Origin of the sequence: Actinomadura sp. NPDC048955, assembly GCF_040649435.1 — a bacterium.
Classification (GTDB): domain Bacteria; phylum Actinomycetota; class Actinomycetes; order Streptosporangiales; family Streptosporangiaceae; genus Spirillospora; species Spirillospora luteofluorescens.
On record NZ_JBEZJI010000001.1, the window covers coordinates 138,662 to 154,318 of the forward strand.

Here is a 15,657-nt window from a genome sequence, read left to right on the forward strand (position 1 = left end):
CCGGGACGTGAGCCGACAGTGATGCGAGCTGACAGTGATGCGAGCTGACAGGGCGGCGCGGTGAAACCACCTCCGTTCGGCTACCACGCGCCGCGCACGCTCGGCGAGGCCCTGGACGCGCTGGCCGCCACGCCGGGCGGGAAGGTCCTCGCGGGTGGGCAGAGCCTCATCCCGCTGCTGAACATGCGGCTGGCCGCGCCGCCGGCCCTCGTCGACGTCAACCGCGTCGCGGAGCTGGACGCGCTGCACGTCGGCGACCAGGGCGTGCGGATCGGCGCGCTCGCCCGGCACGCGCGGGTGGAGCGCTCGGCGGAGGCGGCGGCCGTGCAGCCGCTGCTCGGCCGGGCGCTCCGGCACGTCGCGCACCCGGTGATCCGCAACCGGGGGACGGTCGTCGGCAGCCTCGCGCACGCCGACCCCGCCGCCGAGATGCCCGCGGTGCTGGCCGTCCTCGGCGGGACGGTCGAGGCGGCGTCCGTGCGGGGCCGGCGCACCATCGCGGCCGAGGCGTTCTTCCGCGGGCCGCTGGAGTCGGCGCTGGAGCCCGGCGAGCTGGCCGTCTCGGCGTTCTTCCCGGCCGCGCCGCCCCGCACCGGCTCCGCGTTCGCCGAGACGGCGCGACGGCACGGCGACTACGCGCTCAGCGGCGTCGCCGCCGTCGTCGGCCTCGACGAGGACCTGCGGGTAGCCTCCGTGCGGGCGGGCTTCCTCGGCATCGCGCCGGTGCCGCTCGTCCTCGACCTGACCGGCGCCGCGGGGCCCCGGGGCGACTGGGCGGCGGCGGCCGCGCACGTCCGGGAGCGGATCGACCCCGAGCCCGACATCCACGCGGGCGCCGCCTACCGGCGCCACCTCACCGGCGTGCTCGCCGAGCGCGCCCTGAACGCGGCCGCGGCCGAGGCGCTGCGGCGGGCGGAGGACTGATGGCCGAGAGCTTCGAGGTCGCCCTGACCGTCAACGGGACGCACCGCGCGGCCCGCGTCCCGGCGCGGCGGCTGCTGTCGGACCTGCTCCGGCACGACCTCGGGCTCACCGGCACGCACGTCGGCTGCGAGCACGGCGTCTGCGGCTGCTGCACCGTCCTGCTCGACGGGGAGCCGGTGCGGTCGTGCCTCATGCTCGCCGTCACCGCCGCGGGCCACGAGGTCACCACCGTCGAGGGGCTCGCCGAGCCGGACGGGACGCCGTCGCCGGTGCAGCGCGCGTTCCGCGAGTGCCACGGTCTGCAGTGCGGGTTCTGCACGCCGGGCTTCCTGTGCACCGTCACGGCGCTGCTGCGGGAGACGCCGCGCCCGACGGAGGACCAGGTCCTGGAGGGGATCTCGGGGAACCTGTGCCGCTGCACCGGCTACCAGAACATCGTCAAGTCGGTGCACCGTGCCGCCGACCTGCTGAGCGGGTCCGGGGGGCGCGGGGGGTCGTCCCCCCGCGATGAGACGGCCGGGGAGTCGTGAATGGGCACGCGGGTGTTCGGTGAACCGGTCGAGCGGCGCGAGGACGGCAGGCTCCTCACCGGGCGCGGCCGCTACCTCGACGACCTCGGGCGCGACGCGCTCGCGGCGGCGTTCGTGCGCTCCCCCCACGCGCACGCGCGGATCGTCGACATCGACGTGTCGGAGGCGCTCGACGTCGAGGGCCTCGTCGCCGTCTACACGTGGGAGGACCTGCCCGGGAAGGTCGGCGACCTGCTGCCGCTCCTCATCCCGCACCCCGCGCTGACCCACGGCCGCACCGGGTACCCGCTCGCCCGCGACGTCGTCCGGCACGTCGGCGAGCCCGTCGCGATGGTCGTGGCCCGCGACCGCTACCTGGCCGAGGACGCCGCCGAGCGCATCCGCGTCGAGTACGAGCCGCTGCCGCCCGTCGTCGGCATCGGGACGGCGGAGCGCGCCGAGCACCTGGTCCACGACGACGTCCCCGGCAACGTGGGCGCCGTCCTGGTCCAGGAGAACGGAGACGCCGCCGCCGCGATCGACGCGGCGCCGCACGTGCTGGAGTTCCGGCTCTCCATCGAGCGCAGCGCGTCCATGCCTCTGGAGGGCCGCGGCGTCTACGCGCGCTGGGACGCCGACGACAGGTCGCTGCGCGTGTACTCCTCGACGCAGGCGTCCACCAGCGTGCGGGCGGCGATCGCGGCGCGGCTCGGGCTGCCCAACGGGAAGGTCGAGGTGATCGCGCCGGACGTCGGCGGCGGCTTCGGCGTGAAGATCGTCCACCCGTGGCCGGAGGAGGTCCTCGTGCCGTGGGCTGCGCGGCTGCTGGACCGCGAGATCAAGTGGACCGAGGACCGCCGCGAGCACTTCGTCTCCGCCGCGCACGAGCGCGGGCAGCTGCAGGACGTGCGGGTCGGCTTCGACGGCGAGGGCCGCGTCCTCGGCCTGGACGTGCGGATCCTGCACGACCACGGCGCCTACACCCCGTACGGGATCATCATTCCGATCGTCACCTCCACCCAGCTCCTCGGCCCCTACAGGATCGGCGCGTACCGGGCGGAGGTCGTCAGCCTCTACACCAACACCCTCATCGTCACCCCGTACCGGGGCGCGGGCCGCCCGCAGGGGGTGTTCTGCATGGAGCGGACGATGGACCGCATCGCCCGCCACCTCGGCCGCGACCGCGCCGACGTGCGCGCCGCCAACTTCATCCAGCCTGACGAGTTCCCCTACGACCAGGGCCTGACGTTCCAGGACGGCCGCCCGCTCATCTACGACTCGGGGAACTACCCGGAGCTGCTCCGCAAGGCCCGCGAGCTGATCGGCTGGGACGGCTTCGAGGCCGAGCGCGCGGCCGCCGCGTCCCGGGGCCGCCGCATCGGCGTCGGCCTCGGCGTCTACGTGGAGGGCACGGGCGTCGGCCCCTACGAGGGCGGGCACGTCGAGATCGACACCGCGGGGCGGGTGCACGTGTCGACCGGGCTCACCTCGCAGGGCCAGGGCCATGAGACGGTGTTCGCGCAGATCGCCGCCGCCGAGCTCGGCGTCCCCATCGAGGACGTGCACGTCACGACGGGCGACACCCGGCGGTTCGGGTACGCGGTCGGCACGTTCGCGTCCCGCGCGGCCGTGATGAGCGGCAACGCGATCGCGCTGGCGTGCCGCAAGGTCCGCGGCAAGGCGCTGCGCATCGCGGGGGAGGCCCTGGAGGCCGACCCGGAGGACCTGGAGATCACCGACGGGGTCGTGCACGTGCGCGGCGACCGGTCGGCGGCCGTCCCGCTGCGGACGGTGGCGGTGCTGTCCAACCCGCTGCGGTACGCGTTCGACGAGGAGGCCGCGGCGGCGACGCAGTTCGCGGTGGGGCGCCCGGTCACCGAACCGCCCGTCGCGTCCGGGGACGAGCCCGGCCTGGAGGGCCGCGACTACTACTCGCCGGTGCGCTCGACGTTCGCCTCCGGCGCGCACGCCGCGATCGTGGAGGTCGACCTGGACACGGCCGAGGTCGCGATCCTGCGGTACGCGGTCGTGCACGACTGCGGGCGGCTCATCAACCCGATGGTGGTGGAGGGCCAGATCCACGGCGGCGTCGCGCAGGGCGTCGGCGGCGCGCTGTACGAGCGGATGGTGTACGACGAGTCGGGGCAGCTGCTCAACGCCTCGTTCATGGACTTCCTGATGCCGTACGCGACGGAGGTCCCGCGCATCGAGACCGACCACCTGGAGACGCCGTCGCCGCTGAACCCGCTCGGCATCAAGGGGGCGGGGGAGGCCGGCGTCATCCCGGTGTCGGCGGTGATCGCGTCGGCGGTCGAGGACGCGGAGGGCCTGCGGGTGGACGCGATGCCGCTGTCACCGGACGAGCTGTACACGCTCCGGCTGCGCGCCGCGGACGACCCGTCGCTGCGCGTCCGCGAGGCCGCCGACGTCACCTGAGGCGGCGCCTGTTTCCGCGCCTTCTTCCGGGGGCGGTTCCCCGTACGGGCCCCGGTCGATGGCTGGCGGGGCCGGCTCGGGAAAGCAGGGGACCTCGGCCCCGCCAGCGTGTTGACCTTAGGCACAGATCGTCCCGGCCTCCCGCTCAACCGGGTTTCCTCCGGGAAGGTCGGTTTCAGGCGTGGGACGGCTGGTCAGGGGCATTTCCGCCGAGCGACCGCGGCAGGTAGTTCTGCACGGCGGCGGGCCGGAAGCCCGCCTGCCTGATCCAGCCGAGGATCATCTGGAACTCCTGGGCGAGGCCCTTGCGGTAGTGCATGAGGATGATGTCGCCGGGCTTGAACCCCTTGGCGCCGTCGGCGCGCGCGAAGCCGTTGTAGCCGACGCCGGGCCCGGAGGTGCCGTTGTAGAACTCCGCCGACCACAGCAGCACCGACTTGATGCCGCACTCCTTGGCGACCTGCAAGGTCGTCTGGTTGTAGCTGCCGAACGGGGGCCGGAAGATCTGCGGCCGGTGCCCGTACTGCTTCTGGATGGCCTCGGAGGAGTCGCAGATCTGCTTCTTCTGCGCCGCGGCGCTCAGCGTCGCCATGTTGGGGTGGTCGACGGTGTGGTTCTCCATCGGCGAGCCCGCGTTGCGCATGGCCCAGAAGTACTGCCCCTGCCCCTTGATGTAGGTGGAGGTCAGGAACGTCAGGATGGGGACCTTCTCCTTGCGGACGAGGTTCACGAACTCCGAGTCGTAGGTGTAGCCGTCGTCGATGGTCAGGAAGACCACGCGCTCCTGCGTCTGGATCTGCTTGATGACGGGCGGCAGGCCGTTCGCGGCGGGCTGCGGCATCGTCCACGACCCGGGCTTGGGCGTCGCCCACCGCTGGTCGTCGAGCACGGAGGCCAGCTGCGTGCGCATGGACGGGCCGGACTCGCCGCCCAGCCCGGCGGTCACGACGGGCCAGCCGCCCGCGGCCACGCCGAACACTCCGGCGGCGACCATGGCGATCACGGGCGTCTTCCCTGGCATCGGCCGCGTACTCCGTTCGCTCGGGGGTCTGCAGTTCCCGGGGAGGTGCAGTTCTCAGGGGCTTGCAGTGGGTCCGCATCGGTTGACGCGCGAGCGGCGACCGGGGTTCGCCGCCGTGCGCAACCTGGCGGACATATCTGACCATTCCCAGAGCCCTCGGGGGTGCATCTGCCCAATCCTCGGCGTGTACTCGGCAGAAGTTGCCGTTCGGGGAGGCGGCGGGGTTCTCTAAAGTCGGGTCATGCAGCTCACCGGCAGTGCCAGCGTCGCCGCGCCGCTCGACCGCGTCTGGGACGCGCTCCAGAACCCGGCCGTGCTGGCGAGGACGATCCCCGGGTGCCGCTCCCTGGAGGAGACGGGGGACGGCACCTACCGCATGACGGTCACCGCGGGCGTCGCGTCGATCCAGGGCACCTACGTGGGGCAGGTCGAGCTGGCCGACCCCGACCCGCCGCGCTCGTTCGTGCTGCGCGCCCGCGGCCAGGGCGCGCCCGGCACGGTCGACGCCACGGTCCGCGTCCGGCTGTCGGACGGCGACGGCGCGACCCGCGTCGACTACGACGCCGACGCGGTCGTCGGCGGGATGGTCGGCGGCGTCGGGCAGCGGATGCTCGGCAGCGTCGCCAAGCGCACCGCGGGCGAGTTCTTCGCCGCCGTCGAACGCGACCTCACCGCCCCGGCCCCGGCCTTGTCCCCGGCACCGGAGCCGGTGACCGCCGCCCCGGCCGCACCCGCCGGGACCGTGTACCCGGGGCGCGCCGCCGCCGAGGCCCCGTCCCCGGCATGGCTCCCGATGGCCGTCGCGTTCGGTACCGGCGGGGCGGTCGCCCTGGCGGGCGTCGCCGTCGGCTACCTCATCGGCCGCCGCTCCCGCTGACGGGCCCGCCCGGGAACGGCGACGGCAGGCGCCCCGGAGCGTTCTCCAGGGCGCCCGCCGTCGGAGGCGGCTAGCTGACGCCGACCAGGTCGACGACGAAGATGAGCGTCTCGCCGGGCTTGATGGCGGGGCTCGGGCTGCGGTCGCCGTAGGCCAGGTGCGGCGGGATGACGAGCTTGCGGCGTCCGCCGACCTTCATCCCGGCGATGCCCATGTCCCAGCCCTTGATGACCCGGCCGGAGCCGAGCTCGAAGTCCAGCGTGCCGCCGCGGTTCCAGGACGCGTCGAACTCCTCGCCGGTCGACCACGACACGCCGACGTAGTGCATCGACACCTGCGAGCCCTTGACGGCCTCCGGGCCGTCGCCCTCGGTGATGTCGGTGATGTCGAGGTAGGCGGGCGGCTGGCCCTCGGGGAAGTCGATCTCGGGGCGTTCAAGCGCCATGAACGGGCTCCAGCGGTCTCGTCAGATGTGAGGACAGAACAGAGCTGCTCAGCCTATCCGCACCCGGGTCACGAAAGTACGCCGCTTCCGTTGGCAGATTGCGACGGTTTCGCAGGTGGCCGGGGTCCGGTAGACCTCTGTTCATGGTGAGGCGGCTGCGGATCGGCATCGACACGGGCGGGACGTTCACCGACGTCGTCGCGCTGGACGGGGACGGGGCCCTCGTCACCACCAAGACGCCCTCGACGCCCGCCGACCCGGCCGAGGGGTTCGCCGACGGCGTCGCCAAGATCCTCCGGCTGGCCGGCGCGGAGCCGCGGGACGTCGCGGCGCTGTCGCACGGCACGACGGTCGCGACGAACCGGCTCCTGGAGGACCGGGTCGACGATCTCGGGCTCGTCACCACCGAGGGCTTCGAGTCGATCCTGGAGATCGCCAGGCAGAGCGTCCCGGACGGCTACGGCAACAGCTACTTCTGGGTGAAGCCGCCGCGGATCGTCCCCGCGCACCGGGTGCGGGCGGTCGGCGGGCGCCTCGACCACACCGGTGCCGAGCTGCGCCCGTTCGACGAGGAGTCGGCCATCGCGGCGGCCCGCTGGTTCCGCGACCAGGGCGTTCTCGCGATCGGGGTGTGCCTCCTGCACTCCTACGCCGACCCGTCCCACGAGCTCGCGATGCGGGACGTCCTCGCCCGCGAGCACCCCGACGCCGTCGTGTCGCTGTCGTGCGAGGTGCTGCGCGAGTACCGCGAGTACGAGCGGTCGGTCACGACGCTCGTCGACGCCGCCGTCAAGCCCGCGATGAACGGCTACCTCGCGCGGATCGCCGAGCGCGCCGCGTCCCGGCTGCTGGTGATGAAGAGCAACGGCGGCGTGCTGTCGGCGGACGAGGTGGCGCGGCAGCCGATCACGACCGTGCTGTCCGGCCCGGCGGCCGGGGCGCTCGGCGCGGCGTTCGTCGTCGCGCGCAGCGGTCACGGCTCGGTGGTGACGCTCGACGGCGGCGGGACGTCCACCGACGTCGCGGTCGTCCTGGACGGCGAGCCGACCCTCACCACCGAGGGGTCCATCGGCCGCCACCCCGTCAAGATCCCGATGATCGACATCGTGACCGTCGGCGCGGGCGGCGGATCGGTCGCGTGGCGCTCGCCCGAGGGCGCGCTGAAGGTCGGGCCGCGCAGCGCCGGGGCCGACCCCGGGCCGCTGTGCTACGGGCGCGGCGGCGCCGAGGTCACGGTGACCGACGCGCACGCCGTCCTCGGCCGCGTCCCGCCGCACCTGCTGGGCGGCGAGGTGCCGCTGGACGTGGACGCCGCCCGCCGGGGCCTCGCGGCCCTCGCCGGGGAACTCGGCATGCCGGTCGAGCGCGCCGCCGCCGGGATCCTGGAGATCTCCGCGTGGAACCAGGCCAACGCCATCCGGCAGATCACCGTGAAGCGCGGCCTGGACGTGCGCGACTACCCGCTCGTCGCGTTCGGCGGCTCCGGACCCCTGCTGGCGTGCCGGCTGCTCGACGTCCTCGGCCTGCCCGCCGCCGTCGTGCCGGAGAACCCCGGCAACCTGTCGGCGTTCGGGCTGCTCACGGTGGACGTGAAGAACGACTACGTCCGGACCCGCGTCGTCCGCGACGCCGAGCTGGACCCCGCGCTCCTCGCCGGCGTCTACGCCGACCTCGAAGCCGAGGCCGCCGAGGCCCTGGCCCGCGAGGGGTTCCCCGAGGACCGCCGCCGCTTCGCCCGGTCCGCCGACCTGCGGTACTACGGGCAGGCGTTCGAGGTGCGGGTCGCGGCCCCCGCCGGGCCGCCGGACGAGGGGCTGCGCGCCGAGGTCGTCCGCCGCTTCCACGACGCCCACGAGGCCCTCTACGGATACTGCTACCGGGACGACCCACGCCATCCAGTCGAATGGGTCAACCTGCGGGTCTCCGGCATAGGACCCATCGAGCGGCCGCGGCCGGCCGAGCGTCCACCCGGGGACGGCGACCCGTCACGGGCCCGCACCGGCACCCGGACCGTCTACTTCGACGCCTGGGAGGAGACGGCCGTCTACCGGCGCGAGAAACTCGCGCCCGGCGACACCGTCGAAGGCCCGGCCATCATCGAGGAGTTCGGTTCGACGCTCCCGCTGCACCCCGGCTTCACGGCGACCCTCGACGGCCACGGCAACCTGGTGGTGACCCGATGACCGGCCCCGCGACCGACCCGATCCTGCTGGAGATCGTCGAGGGGACGCTGGCGTCGGTGGAGCGCGAGGTCGAGACGGCCATCGCCCGCACCGCCCGCTCCCCGATGATCCGCGACGCGCACGACTTCCGCGCCGGGATCCACGACCGCCGCCTGCGCAAGCTGACCGGACGGTCCTACTCGGCGCTCGTCCAGCCGATCGCCCGCGACTTCCCGCCGGAGGAGATGCGGCCCGGCGACGTGTTCTTCCACAACGACGTCTACCTGTCCGAGGGCGGCATCGGGCACCTGCCGGACCTGTGCGTGACGGTCCCGGTGTTCCACGACGACGAGGTGGTCGCGTTCGTCCAGGCGTTCGGCCACCACGACGACATCGGCGGCGCCGTCCCCGGGTCCATGCCGAGCCACGCCCGCAGCGCGTTCGAGGAGGGCCTGATGGTCCCGCCGATCAAGCTGTGGGACCGGGGCGTGCCGAACCGGGCGGCGCTGGCCATCATGACCCGCAACTCCCGGATGCCCGACTCGCTCGCCGGCGACCTGGACGCCGAGTGCTCGGCGTGCCTGATGGGCGCCCGCCGCCTCGGCGAGCTGTTCGCCCGCTACGGCCGCGCCGCCGTCGAGGCCTGCTTCGACGCGATCATCGACCGGACCACCGAGACGTTCCGCCGCGAGCTGCTCGCCAAGATCCCGGACGGGACGTTCGTGTGGGAGGACTATGCCGAGCACGACGGCGTCGACCCGCCCCGCCTGCACGCCCAGCGCATCACGCTCACGGTCGACAAGGCGGCCGCCGTCCCCCTCGTCATCGACTTCACCGGGACGTCCCCGCAGGCCAAGGGGCCCATCAACCACGCCGGCGACTACTCCGGCGGGGTGTTCCTGAAGAAGTGGCTGGCGCCCGTCCTGCGCAACCTCGCCGACACCCCCGAGCGGGCCGCCGAACTCGACGTCAACGAGGGCGTGGTGCCGCTCATCGAGATGCGCTTCCCGGAGAAGGGCACCCTGCTCACGCCCGTCTTCCCCGCCCCGACCAACGCCCGCACGTTCGTCATCCTGCGGCTGCTCGGCGTCCTCGCGGGCGTGCTCGCCAAGGCGACGGGCGGCCGCATGCCCGCCGACCAGGAGACGATCCGCTACACGGGCGTCTACGGTGAGGACGACCGCGGCCCCTACCTGATGCGGGAGGTGCTCGGCGGCGGCTCCGGCGGCCGCTACTACGCCGACGGCGAGGACACCATCCACGTCGTGCCCGACTCCCGCAACATCCCCGCCGAGTTCGCCGAGGCCCGCTGGCCGTTCGTCGTCGAACGCCTCGGCCTCGCCGTCGACTCGGGCGGGCCGGGGGAGTACCGCGGCGGCCTCGGCTACGACAAGCACATCCGGATGCTCCGCGACGCCCACTACATGTCGATCGCCGACCGCTCCATCCTGTCGTGCTGGGGCGTCAACGGCGGCCGCGCCGGACGGCCCTTCCGCGTCGACATCGGCGGCGAGGAGATGGACGGCCTCGTCGACGACCGTCCCGTCCGCGCCGGGCAGGTCATCCGCATCCGCACGACCGGCGGGGGCGGCTGGGGCGACCCGCTGAACCGCGACCCGTCCCGCGTGGCCGACGACGTCCGCGACGGCAAGGTCTCCCTGTCCGGGGCCCGCGACGACTACGGCGTCGTCCTGAAGGACGGAGCCGTGGACGCCGAAGCGACCGACACCCTCCGCGCCCGCCTCCGCGCCGAGCGCGGCCCCGTCCCGTTCTTCGACCGAGGCCCCGGCTACCCGCAACTCGCCGCCGGCGCCACCTCCGCCGACGTCGACTCCCTCGACCCCTGAAACCGTGCGGACCCTGTGGGTGCGTCATCGGAGGACGGCAGGCTTCCGCGATGAGCCGGTAGCGCTCGCCCATCAGGGAGCCGGCGCCGGGGCCCACATTCCGATCAAGCGGCCGCAAGCCGTCGGCGAGGCGTGCTTCGGTCTCGATGACCAGGCGTCCAACTTGCTGCCACGCGGGATGCGCGGCATGGTCGCCACCATGCGAGATCCACCCAGCCGTTCATCTGGCGCCGGTCAGACCTCCTGCTCAGCGCCCTGGGCGATGCGGACGCCCGCTTCGACGGCCTCCTCCCAGGTCGGGTACTCGTCGTCGAAGTCGGTCGGGCCGTCCAGGCTGCCGTCGACGTACATGCCGCCTTGCCACTCGGTTCCTGCGATCTGCTCCTCGAACTCCGCGGGGCGCTGCACCCATTCCAGCGGCCAGACCGGCATCATGACGCGCACCAGCCACCGATTCGCGATCTTGAGGCGGAACGACCACTCCTCCGCGCCGTCGGCGTCCGGCTCGTGCTCCACCTCGGAGACGACGACACCACGCCGCTCCAACTCGGTCACATAGGCGAGCACGTTGGCCGCGACGTCGGTGTTCACATCGGCCGGCGCCATGAAGTCCTCAGCTCTCAGCATGATCCCTACGACGTCCCCCCGGCGACACCCGTTCCGGGCGCGGGAAGAAACCCGATGGCCGGTTCGCAAGTTCGCCGGCATAGGCCCACCCGGCGGCGCCACCTTCGCCGACGTCGACCCCTGAGCGCTACCGCCGGGGATCGCGGCCTGCGGCGAGTTCGGCGAAGACGTGGTCGGGGTCGTGCTGCTTCCAGTAGCGGAACATGAGCGAGACCCGGCCTTCGTTGTCGCCGAACGAGCTGATCGGCTGCGAGGCGTCCACGAGGTAGCGCGGCTCGTCCCACTGCTGCGCCACGACCGCCAGCGGACCGTCGGCCACGAGGATCCACGTCGCCCGCCCGCTGGCGATCACGGCAAGGAAATGCCCCTCCAGGAGCCCCGCGACCACGTCGCCCAACGAGGCCTCGGGCGGTACGTCGATGCTCCGGGCATGAGGCAGGACGTCGTCGCCCGCCGCCACGCTGCCGCGATCCACCTCGATGATCAATGTTCCGCCGCCCTCCGCACCCGCCAGTATCCCCCTTACCGGCGCGACCGCGTCCCGCCGCCGGTTGGCGACGGGACGCGGCGTCCTGTTCGTTCGAGGACCGTCAGGTCAGCATGCCTGGACGTAGTACGCGGGCCTGAAGTTGTACGAGCCGTCGGTGCCGGGAGCGACGTTGACCAGGACGTTGTGCGCGGCGCCCTTGATGAAGGCGTGCGCCCCGCCGGTGTTGGAGTTGTCGTAGAGACCGACGCCGTTCCACGCCCGCAGGACCCAGTCCGAACCGCCGCGACGGCAGTGGAAGAAGGAGAAGACCTTGCCGCCCTCGGCGGCCAGGACGTTCGTGTAGATGCAGAAGTGGCCGTTCGGGCAGGGAGTGCCGCTGGTCGTGTTGATCCACGTCCAGCAGTCGGCGCTCACGTTGATGTTGGCGCAGTACGGGACGCCGACCACCGAGGCGTTGTCGTTGCCGTGGTCCCGCGGGGCCTGTGCCGCAGCGGAGGCGATCCGCGTGCCGTCGGCCCGCACGGCCCCGCCGCCGGGACCCGCGGCGTAGGCGGCGCCGGTGCCGGCGAGGAGCACCATCAGGCCGATCACCAGCCCGAGTGCCTTGCTCATCGTTCGTGGTGCCATCAGAGGACAACCTTTCTCGTGTGCCGCGAGGTCGTGCCTCTTGCAGGAGCGATGCAGGGCGGGGAGGTCGGATCTTGCAGGGAGCGTCCGGCCTCGCGTGGTTTCCACGAACGAGAGTGCAGGGCATCGCCCTGACCTGTCGTTACGTGTGCGCGCACAGGCCTGTCGTCTGAGCGCACTGCCGCCGGAACTGGCCGGGGGAGAGGCCGTAGGCCCCGCGGAAAACCTGGCTGAAATGCGCGGCGCTGCCGAATCCCCACCGGGCCGCGATCGCGTTGATCGGACGATCGGCCAGCCGGGGATCGGCGAGGTCGCGCCTGCACCGCTCCAGGCGGCGCTCGCGGACCCATCCGGCGACGGTGTGCCCTTCCTGGTGGAAGAGCTTGTGGAGGTAGCGCAGCGAGATGTGGTGCGCCGCTGCTATCGCGTCCGGGGTCAGATGCGGGTCCCCCAGATTCCGCCGGATGAAGCTGAAGATCTGGGCCATCAGGGCACGCCGCCTCGCATGGGGCGGAACCGCGCCCTGGGCGTCCAGCGCGGTGGCGAGCGTTGTGCTGAACACGTCGAGTGTGAGGGTGGACAGCCGAGCGGTGTCGGACGGCCCGAGTTCGTGCATGTGCCGAGCCAGTTGCAGCAGGAACTGCGACGACAGCGCGCCCATGCCCTGATCCCCCTTGAGACGGACGCCGGTCAGGCGCCGGAGATCCCGATGCGGGAACGGCAGCAACGAGCGCGCAAGGCACAGGACCAGCACCTGACCGCCGGGGACGTGCGGCGATAACTCCGCCTGGTAGGGACGCGAGGTGTCGGCCAACACCAGGTCACCGGGACCGAGTTCCGCCCGCCGGCCGTCCTGTGCCATCACACCGCGCCCACGCACCGTGCACACCAGTGTGAAAACCCCGGGATCGGCCTGGCGGATCAGCTTGGGAGTGCGCTGCACCGAGTACGGCGTGGCCGTCATCAACGAGGCCTGAACGGGCCCGAATTCGCTGACGCAGAGACGCGCTTGGAAGCGGCTTTCCAGGTGCGGTTCGCAGCGCAGATCGTAGGGGACCCAGACTTTCGAAGTCACCTCGTGCCAGAAGGCGAATCGCTCGACCGCCGGTACCTCGGCAGTGCTGATCACTTTCATGAACCCACCCGAACACGGTCGTGGCGGGGTTTCGGAGCATCGTCCCCCGAACACCTCCATGAACGCAACCCCGCCCTTTCCGCCCCCCTGCACCGAGCGTCGAAATGCGCATTCAAGGAGATTTCAGGCTAGTTGCACCTACGGAATAATTCGGGCCCAGACCCACTTGCCTCCGCAGGGATCGCGTTCGGTGGCCACCGCCTGGCACTACGTCGAGGAGATCGTCGCGCTACTGTCGGCGCGTTCACCCAAGCTCGGGACCGCAGGCCCGAACGGGACGATCCTGTGGACCTCGGGCGCGATGCCCGGCAAGATCCGCAACCTGACCGCCGCCCGCGTCTGAAGAATCCTGCGCGCGCTGCAGAAGGCAGGCATCCTCACCCTGGCCGACAAGGCCTACCTATCGCCGTCTTGCAGATCTACGAGTTCGCCTGAGGAGGATCGGAGGTCCCGCTCCTCATAGCATCAGATGATGTAAGAACCGACTTGGCGGCGTTCTTTGGAGGACAGCAACTCCAGCGGCAGCAGCGGGATCGCCTCTCGGTTGGCCGCCAGGTAGCAAAGCAGCACCAGCGCGCTGCCGTCCTCGTCCTTGAACAGCAGCCAATGCGCGAGGTCTACCGAACCGCTGGAGAAACCGGACGAGTGCATCACCGGATCCAGCATCGCCAGGTAACCCTCCGGAAGCAGTTTCTTGCGAATCTTCCGGAAGTTCGCCGACGGGAAGGAACTGACCATCAGGAACAGCTGCCCGAACGTCTGAGTATGATGCACAATCCGCCCGGGCGTGACCGGGACCGGAGCTCGCACAACGTGGTCGATCAGGTTCGGATGGGCGAGCCACCGCCAGGTCTCCCGAGAGGTCACCGTATCCGGAAGGTTGTCCTCCATACGCTCCAGGTGTACAGGCAGCCACTCCCGCGCCCACTCGTTGATGAAAACCTCCACACATCAAGATCAACCCCGCCGGCCCCCGATTCTTCCGGACGCGGCCCGCCGCATGTCAAGCCCGCAGGGCGCTCCCGCCCTGGCGCGAGGGGGATTCTGGGTATTCCGGCCCGCAGAGATACCGCATGGGCGGTGCCGACTCACACTGAGCCTTTTCAGCGGCAGTTCGGCGTGCGCTGATCACACCATGATCGCGGACGGCGCGGGCAGTGCCGGACCTCAAGAAACCCCTGGTAGGACCCGTCTCCATCACCACCGCGTGGCGCTACGTCAACGAGACCGTCGACCTGCTCCCCGCTGACCGGCCCTACTATCCGGATCGCCGCCACGGCATGAACCTCCAGGTCATCGCCGCACCTGACGGCGCCCTGCTGCCGCTCGAACCCGTCGTGTCCTTCCTTGCCTGGCAAGGAGGGCGAGGGCATCGGGTGATGTCAGGACTTCGACGGCCTTTCGCTGGAACCAGTCGGATGCCTCGGTGACTTGGGCGGGCGCCCATGGTTTGCCCTGGGCGATAGCAGCCAGCAGCGTCCATTCGGTCAAGCGGCGGGTGAGGAAGTCCCGCTCGCCGATGACGCCGGTCATGGTGTGGGCCCAGCCAGGAAACCGTTCGTCGGTCAGCAGGAGGCGTGCCCGGTCGTCGATGTGGCGGGCCACTGCGGACTGTGCCATCACCTGGTCGGGATCCTGCAGGATCTCGTTCACCAACGTGGGCTCATCGTCGGCGTCCACGTCGGCCAGGGCCCGCAGGTGGCAGGCGTAGCGGCGGTGCTCGTCCGGCTCGGCGGGGCCGTCAATAGGGCTGCTCACGCGGCCGCTCCTTCGGGACGTTCGACAGGCCGGCCGCGTTCGAAGCGAGCCCCGGCGCGGACGGGGGCGACCAGGCGGGGGGCGTTCACCGCGCGCCGGCGGGCCTGGGCCCACTCGATCAGTTTGAACGCCATGGCCAACGCCGGGTCGGTGCGCTTGTCGTTGAACTCCGGCGCGCGGACCTCGGGCGGCATCCGCCCGGCGCCCTCCCGCGCAATCTCATCGATCAACGACGGCGACACTGCGGCAATGGGGCATGCCAGGCTCATAGGTCTTGAGCGTCGCGTTCGGATGGGGCTGTTTCGCGGAGGCTTTCGTAGAGGCCGCCCAGGCGTCGGCCGGTGTCTCGGCCGGTGGAGTCGGTCTCGTGAAGACGCCAGCCCGGGAGCGGCTGATCGTCCGGGGTGATCGGGCCGCCTTCGTCGATCGCGAGCAGTGTGGCGAAGACCGCCTCGAACGCGGCGGTTCGCATGGCGAGCACGATGTCGTCGCGGTTCGCTCCGGCGGTGAGCAGGCGGGCCGCCGCCGGGATGTTCTCCACCGCGCCCGGATCGCCCCAGCCGTTGATGGCTTCTTCCCACAGCCGGCGGAGCAGGAGGAAGCGTGCCATCTGGGGGATGTCTTCGGAGACCTCCGACCGGGCCCACTCGCCGGGCCCTGGGGCACCGAGCCGGGCGAAGCGATCCCGCAGCCCGGTCGCGGTGGTGCGCTGCTGCTCCGGGAGGCCGGTGAGCCACCGGTCCCAGGCGATCTGCTCGTTGGTCACGTGCAGATCATGGCCTATGGGGGCGGGGTTCGG

General features: G+C 71.9%; 17 protein-coding genes and 1 pseudogene. 8 read left to right on the forward strand and 10 right to left on the reverse strand.

Annotated elements, in window-relative coordinates:
- The first annotated feature begins 60 nt into the window (after positions 1-60).
- Genes AB0C84_RS00665 through cutA form a run of 3 tightly spaced genes read left to right on the forward strand, consistent with a single transcriptional unit; the run spans position 61 to position 3,869 of the window.
- Positions 61-924 carry an FAD binding domain-containing protein gene (locus AB0C84_RS00665; protein ID WP_361059698.1) on the forward strand — a complete coding sequence of 288 codons (864 nt, stop codon included), beginning with the start codon at positions 61-63 and terminating at the stop codon, positions 922-924.
- Complete coding sequence (locus tag AB0C84_RS00670; RefSeq protein ID WP_361059701.1) at positions 924-1,454, forward strand: (2Fe-2S)-binding protein; 531 nt, start codon at positions 924-926, stop codon at positions 1,452-1,454. The genes AB0C84_RS00665 and AB0C84_RS00670 overlap by 1 nt, the downstream gene beginning before the upstream one ends.
- Complete coding sequence (gene cutA, locus AB0C84_RS00675) at positions 1,455-3,869, forward strand: aerobic carbon-monoxide dehydrogenase large subunit (RefSeq protein WP_361059703.1); 2,415 nt, start codon at positions 1,455-1,457, stop codon at positions 3,867-3,869.
- A 175-nt stretch (positions 3,870-4,044) separates the two neighbouring features.
- On the opposite strand, the gene AB0C84_RS00680 is transcribed toward cutA, so the two are convergent.
- Entirely contained in the window at positions 4,045-4,890 is an 846-nt protein-coding gene (locus AB0C84_RS00680) for a polysaccharide deacetylase family protein (protein WP_361059706.1), read from the reverse strand.
- Between the two features lie 241 nt (positions 4,891-5,131).
- On the opposite strand from AB0C84_RS00680, the gene AB0C84_RS00685 reads away from it, so the two are divergent.
- Entirely contained in the window at positions 5,132-5,767 is a 636-nt protein-coding gene (locus AB0C84_RS00685) for a carbon monoxide dehydrogenase subunit G (protein WP_361059709.1), read from the forward strand.
- 70 nt (positions 5,768-5,837) lie between these two features.
- Here the strand turns inward: AB0C84_RS00685 and AB0C84_RS00690 are convergent, their stop codons facing one another.
- The gene (locus AB0C84_RS00690) at positions 5,838-6,212 is read right to left on the reverse strand and encodes an FKBP-type peptidyl-prolyl cis-trans isomerase (protein WP_179833837.1); all 375 of its coding nucleotides are present in this window, start codon (positions 6,210-6,212) and stop codon (positions 5,838-5,840) included.
- A 143-nt stretch (positions 6,213-6,355) separates the two neighbouring features.
- On the opposite strand from AB0C84_RS00690, the gene AB0C84_RS00695 reads away from it, so the two are divergent.
- Positions 6,356-8,395, forward strand: coding sequence for a hydantoinase/oxoprolinase family protein (locus tag AB0C84_RS00695; RefSeq protein ID WP_361059711.1), 2,040 nt, complete (start codon positions 6,356-6,358; stop codon positions 8,393-8,395).
- Positions 8,392-10,221, forward strand: coding sequence for a hydantoinase B/oxoprolinase family protein (locus AB0C84_RS00700; protein ID WP_361059714.1), 1,830 nt, complete (start codon positions 8,392-8,394; stop codon positions 10,219-10,221). Before AB0C84_RS00695 ends, AB0C84_RS00700 begins: the two co-directional genes overlap by 4 nt.
- Before the next feature lie 234 nt (positions 10,222-10,455).
- Here the strand turns inward: AB0C84_RS00700 and AB0C84_RS00705 are convergent, their stop codons facing one another.
- The 4 genes from AB0C84_RS00705 to AB0C84_RS00720 form a co-directional block, all read right to left on the reverse strand.
- Positions 10,456-10,848 (reverse strand): hypothetical protein, encoded by a 393-nt coding sequence (locus tag AB0C84_RS00705; RefSeq protein WP_361059717.1) that lies wholly within the window; start codon positions 10,846-10,848, stop codon positions 10,456-10,458.
- 127 nt (positions 10,849-10,975) lie between these two features.
- Positions 10,976-11,323 carry a hypothetical protein gene (locus AB0C84_RS00710; RefSeq protein WP_361059720.1) on the reverse strand — a complete coding sequence of 116 codons (348 nt, stop codon included), beginning with the start codon at positions 11,321-11,323 and terminating at the stop codon, positions 10,976-10,978.
- Positions 11,324-11,443: 120 nt separating this feature from the next.
- Positions 11,444-11,965: a hypothetical protein gene (locus AB0C84_RS00715; protein ID WP_361059723.1), complete on the reverse strand. Its 522-nt coding sequence runs from the start codon at positions 11,963-11,965 to the stop codon at positions 11,444-11,446.
- A 142-nt stretch (positions 11,966-12,107) separates the two neighbouring features.
- On the reverse strand, positions 12,108-13,100 hold the full coding sequence (locus AB0C84_RS00720; protein WP_361059726.1) for a helix-turn-helix domain-containing protein: 993 nt from the start codon (positions 13,098-13,100) through the stop codon (positions 12,108-12,110).
- Between the two features lie 190 nt (positions 13,101-13,290).
- Here AB0C84_RS00720 and AB0C84_RS00725 point away from each other — a divergent pair, with 190 nt between their 5' ends.
- On the forward strand, positions 13,291-13,443 hold the full coding sequence (locus AB0C84_RS00725; RefSeq protein ID WP_361059729.1) for a hypothetical protein: 153 nt from the start codon (positions 13,291-13,293) through the stop codon (positions 13,441-13,443).
- Positions 13,444-13,565: 122 nt separating this feature from the next.
- Here AB0C84_RS00725 and AB0C84_RS00730 read toward each other — a convergent pair whose 3' ends face one another.
- Positions 13,566-14,048, reverse strand: coding sequence for a hypothetical protein (locus AB0C84_RS00730; protein ID WP_361059732.1), 483 nt, complete (start codon positions 14,046-14,048; stop codon positions 13,566-13,568).
- A 242-nt stretch (positions 14,049-14,290) separates the two neighbouring features.
- On the opposite strand from AB0C84_RS00730, the pseudogene AB0C84_RS00735 reads away from it, so the two are divergent.
- A pseudogene (locus AB0C84_RS00735) lies at positions 14,291-14,422 on the forward strand (IS5/IS1182 family transposase); the annotation flags it as partial.
- On the opposite strand, the gene AB0C84_RS00740 reads toward AB0C84_RS00735, so the two are convergent.
- From AB0C84_RS00740 to AB0C84_RS00750, 3 genes are read right to left on the reverse strand one after another with little or no spacing between them, the layout of a single operon-like run.
- Entirely contained in the window at positions 14,394-14,858 is a 465-nt protein-coding gene (locus tag AB0C84_RS00740) for a hypothetical protein (protein WP_361059735.1), read from the reverse strand. The pseudogene AB0C84_RS00735 and the gene AB0C84_RS00740 overlap by 29 nt on opposite strands.
- Positions 14,855-15,088, reverse strand: coding sequence for a hypothetical protein (locus tag AB0C84_RS00745; RefSeq protein ID WP_361060207.1), 234 nt, complete (start codon positions 15,086-15,088; stop codon positions 14,855-14,857). The genes AB0C84_RS00740 and AB0C84_RS00745 overlap by 4 nt, the downstream gene beginning before the upstream one ends.
- A gap of 35 nt (positions 15,089-15,123) precedes the next feature.
- On the reverse strand, positions 15,124-15,624 hold the full coding sequence (locus AB0C84_RS00750) for a hypothetical protein (protein WP_361059738.1): 501 nt from the start codon (positions 15,622-15,624) through the stop codon (positions 15,124-15,126).
- Positions 15,625-15,657 lie beyond the last annotated feature (33 nt).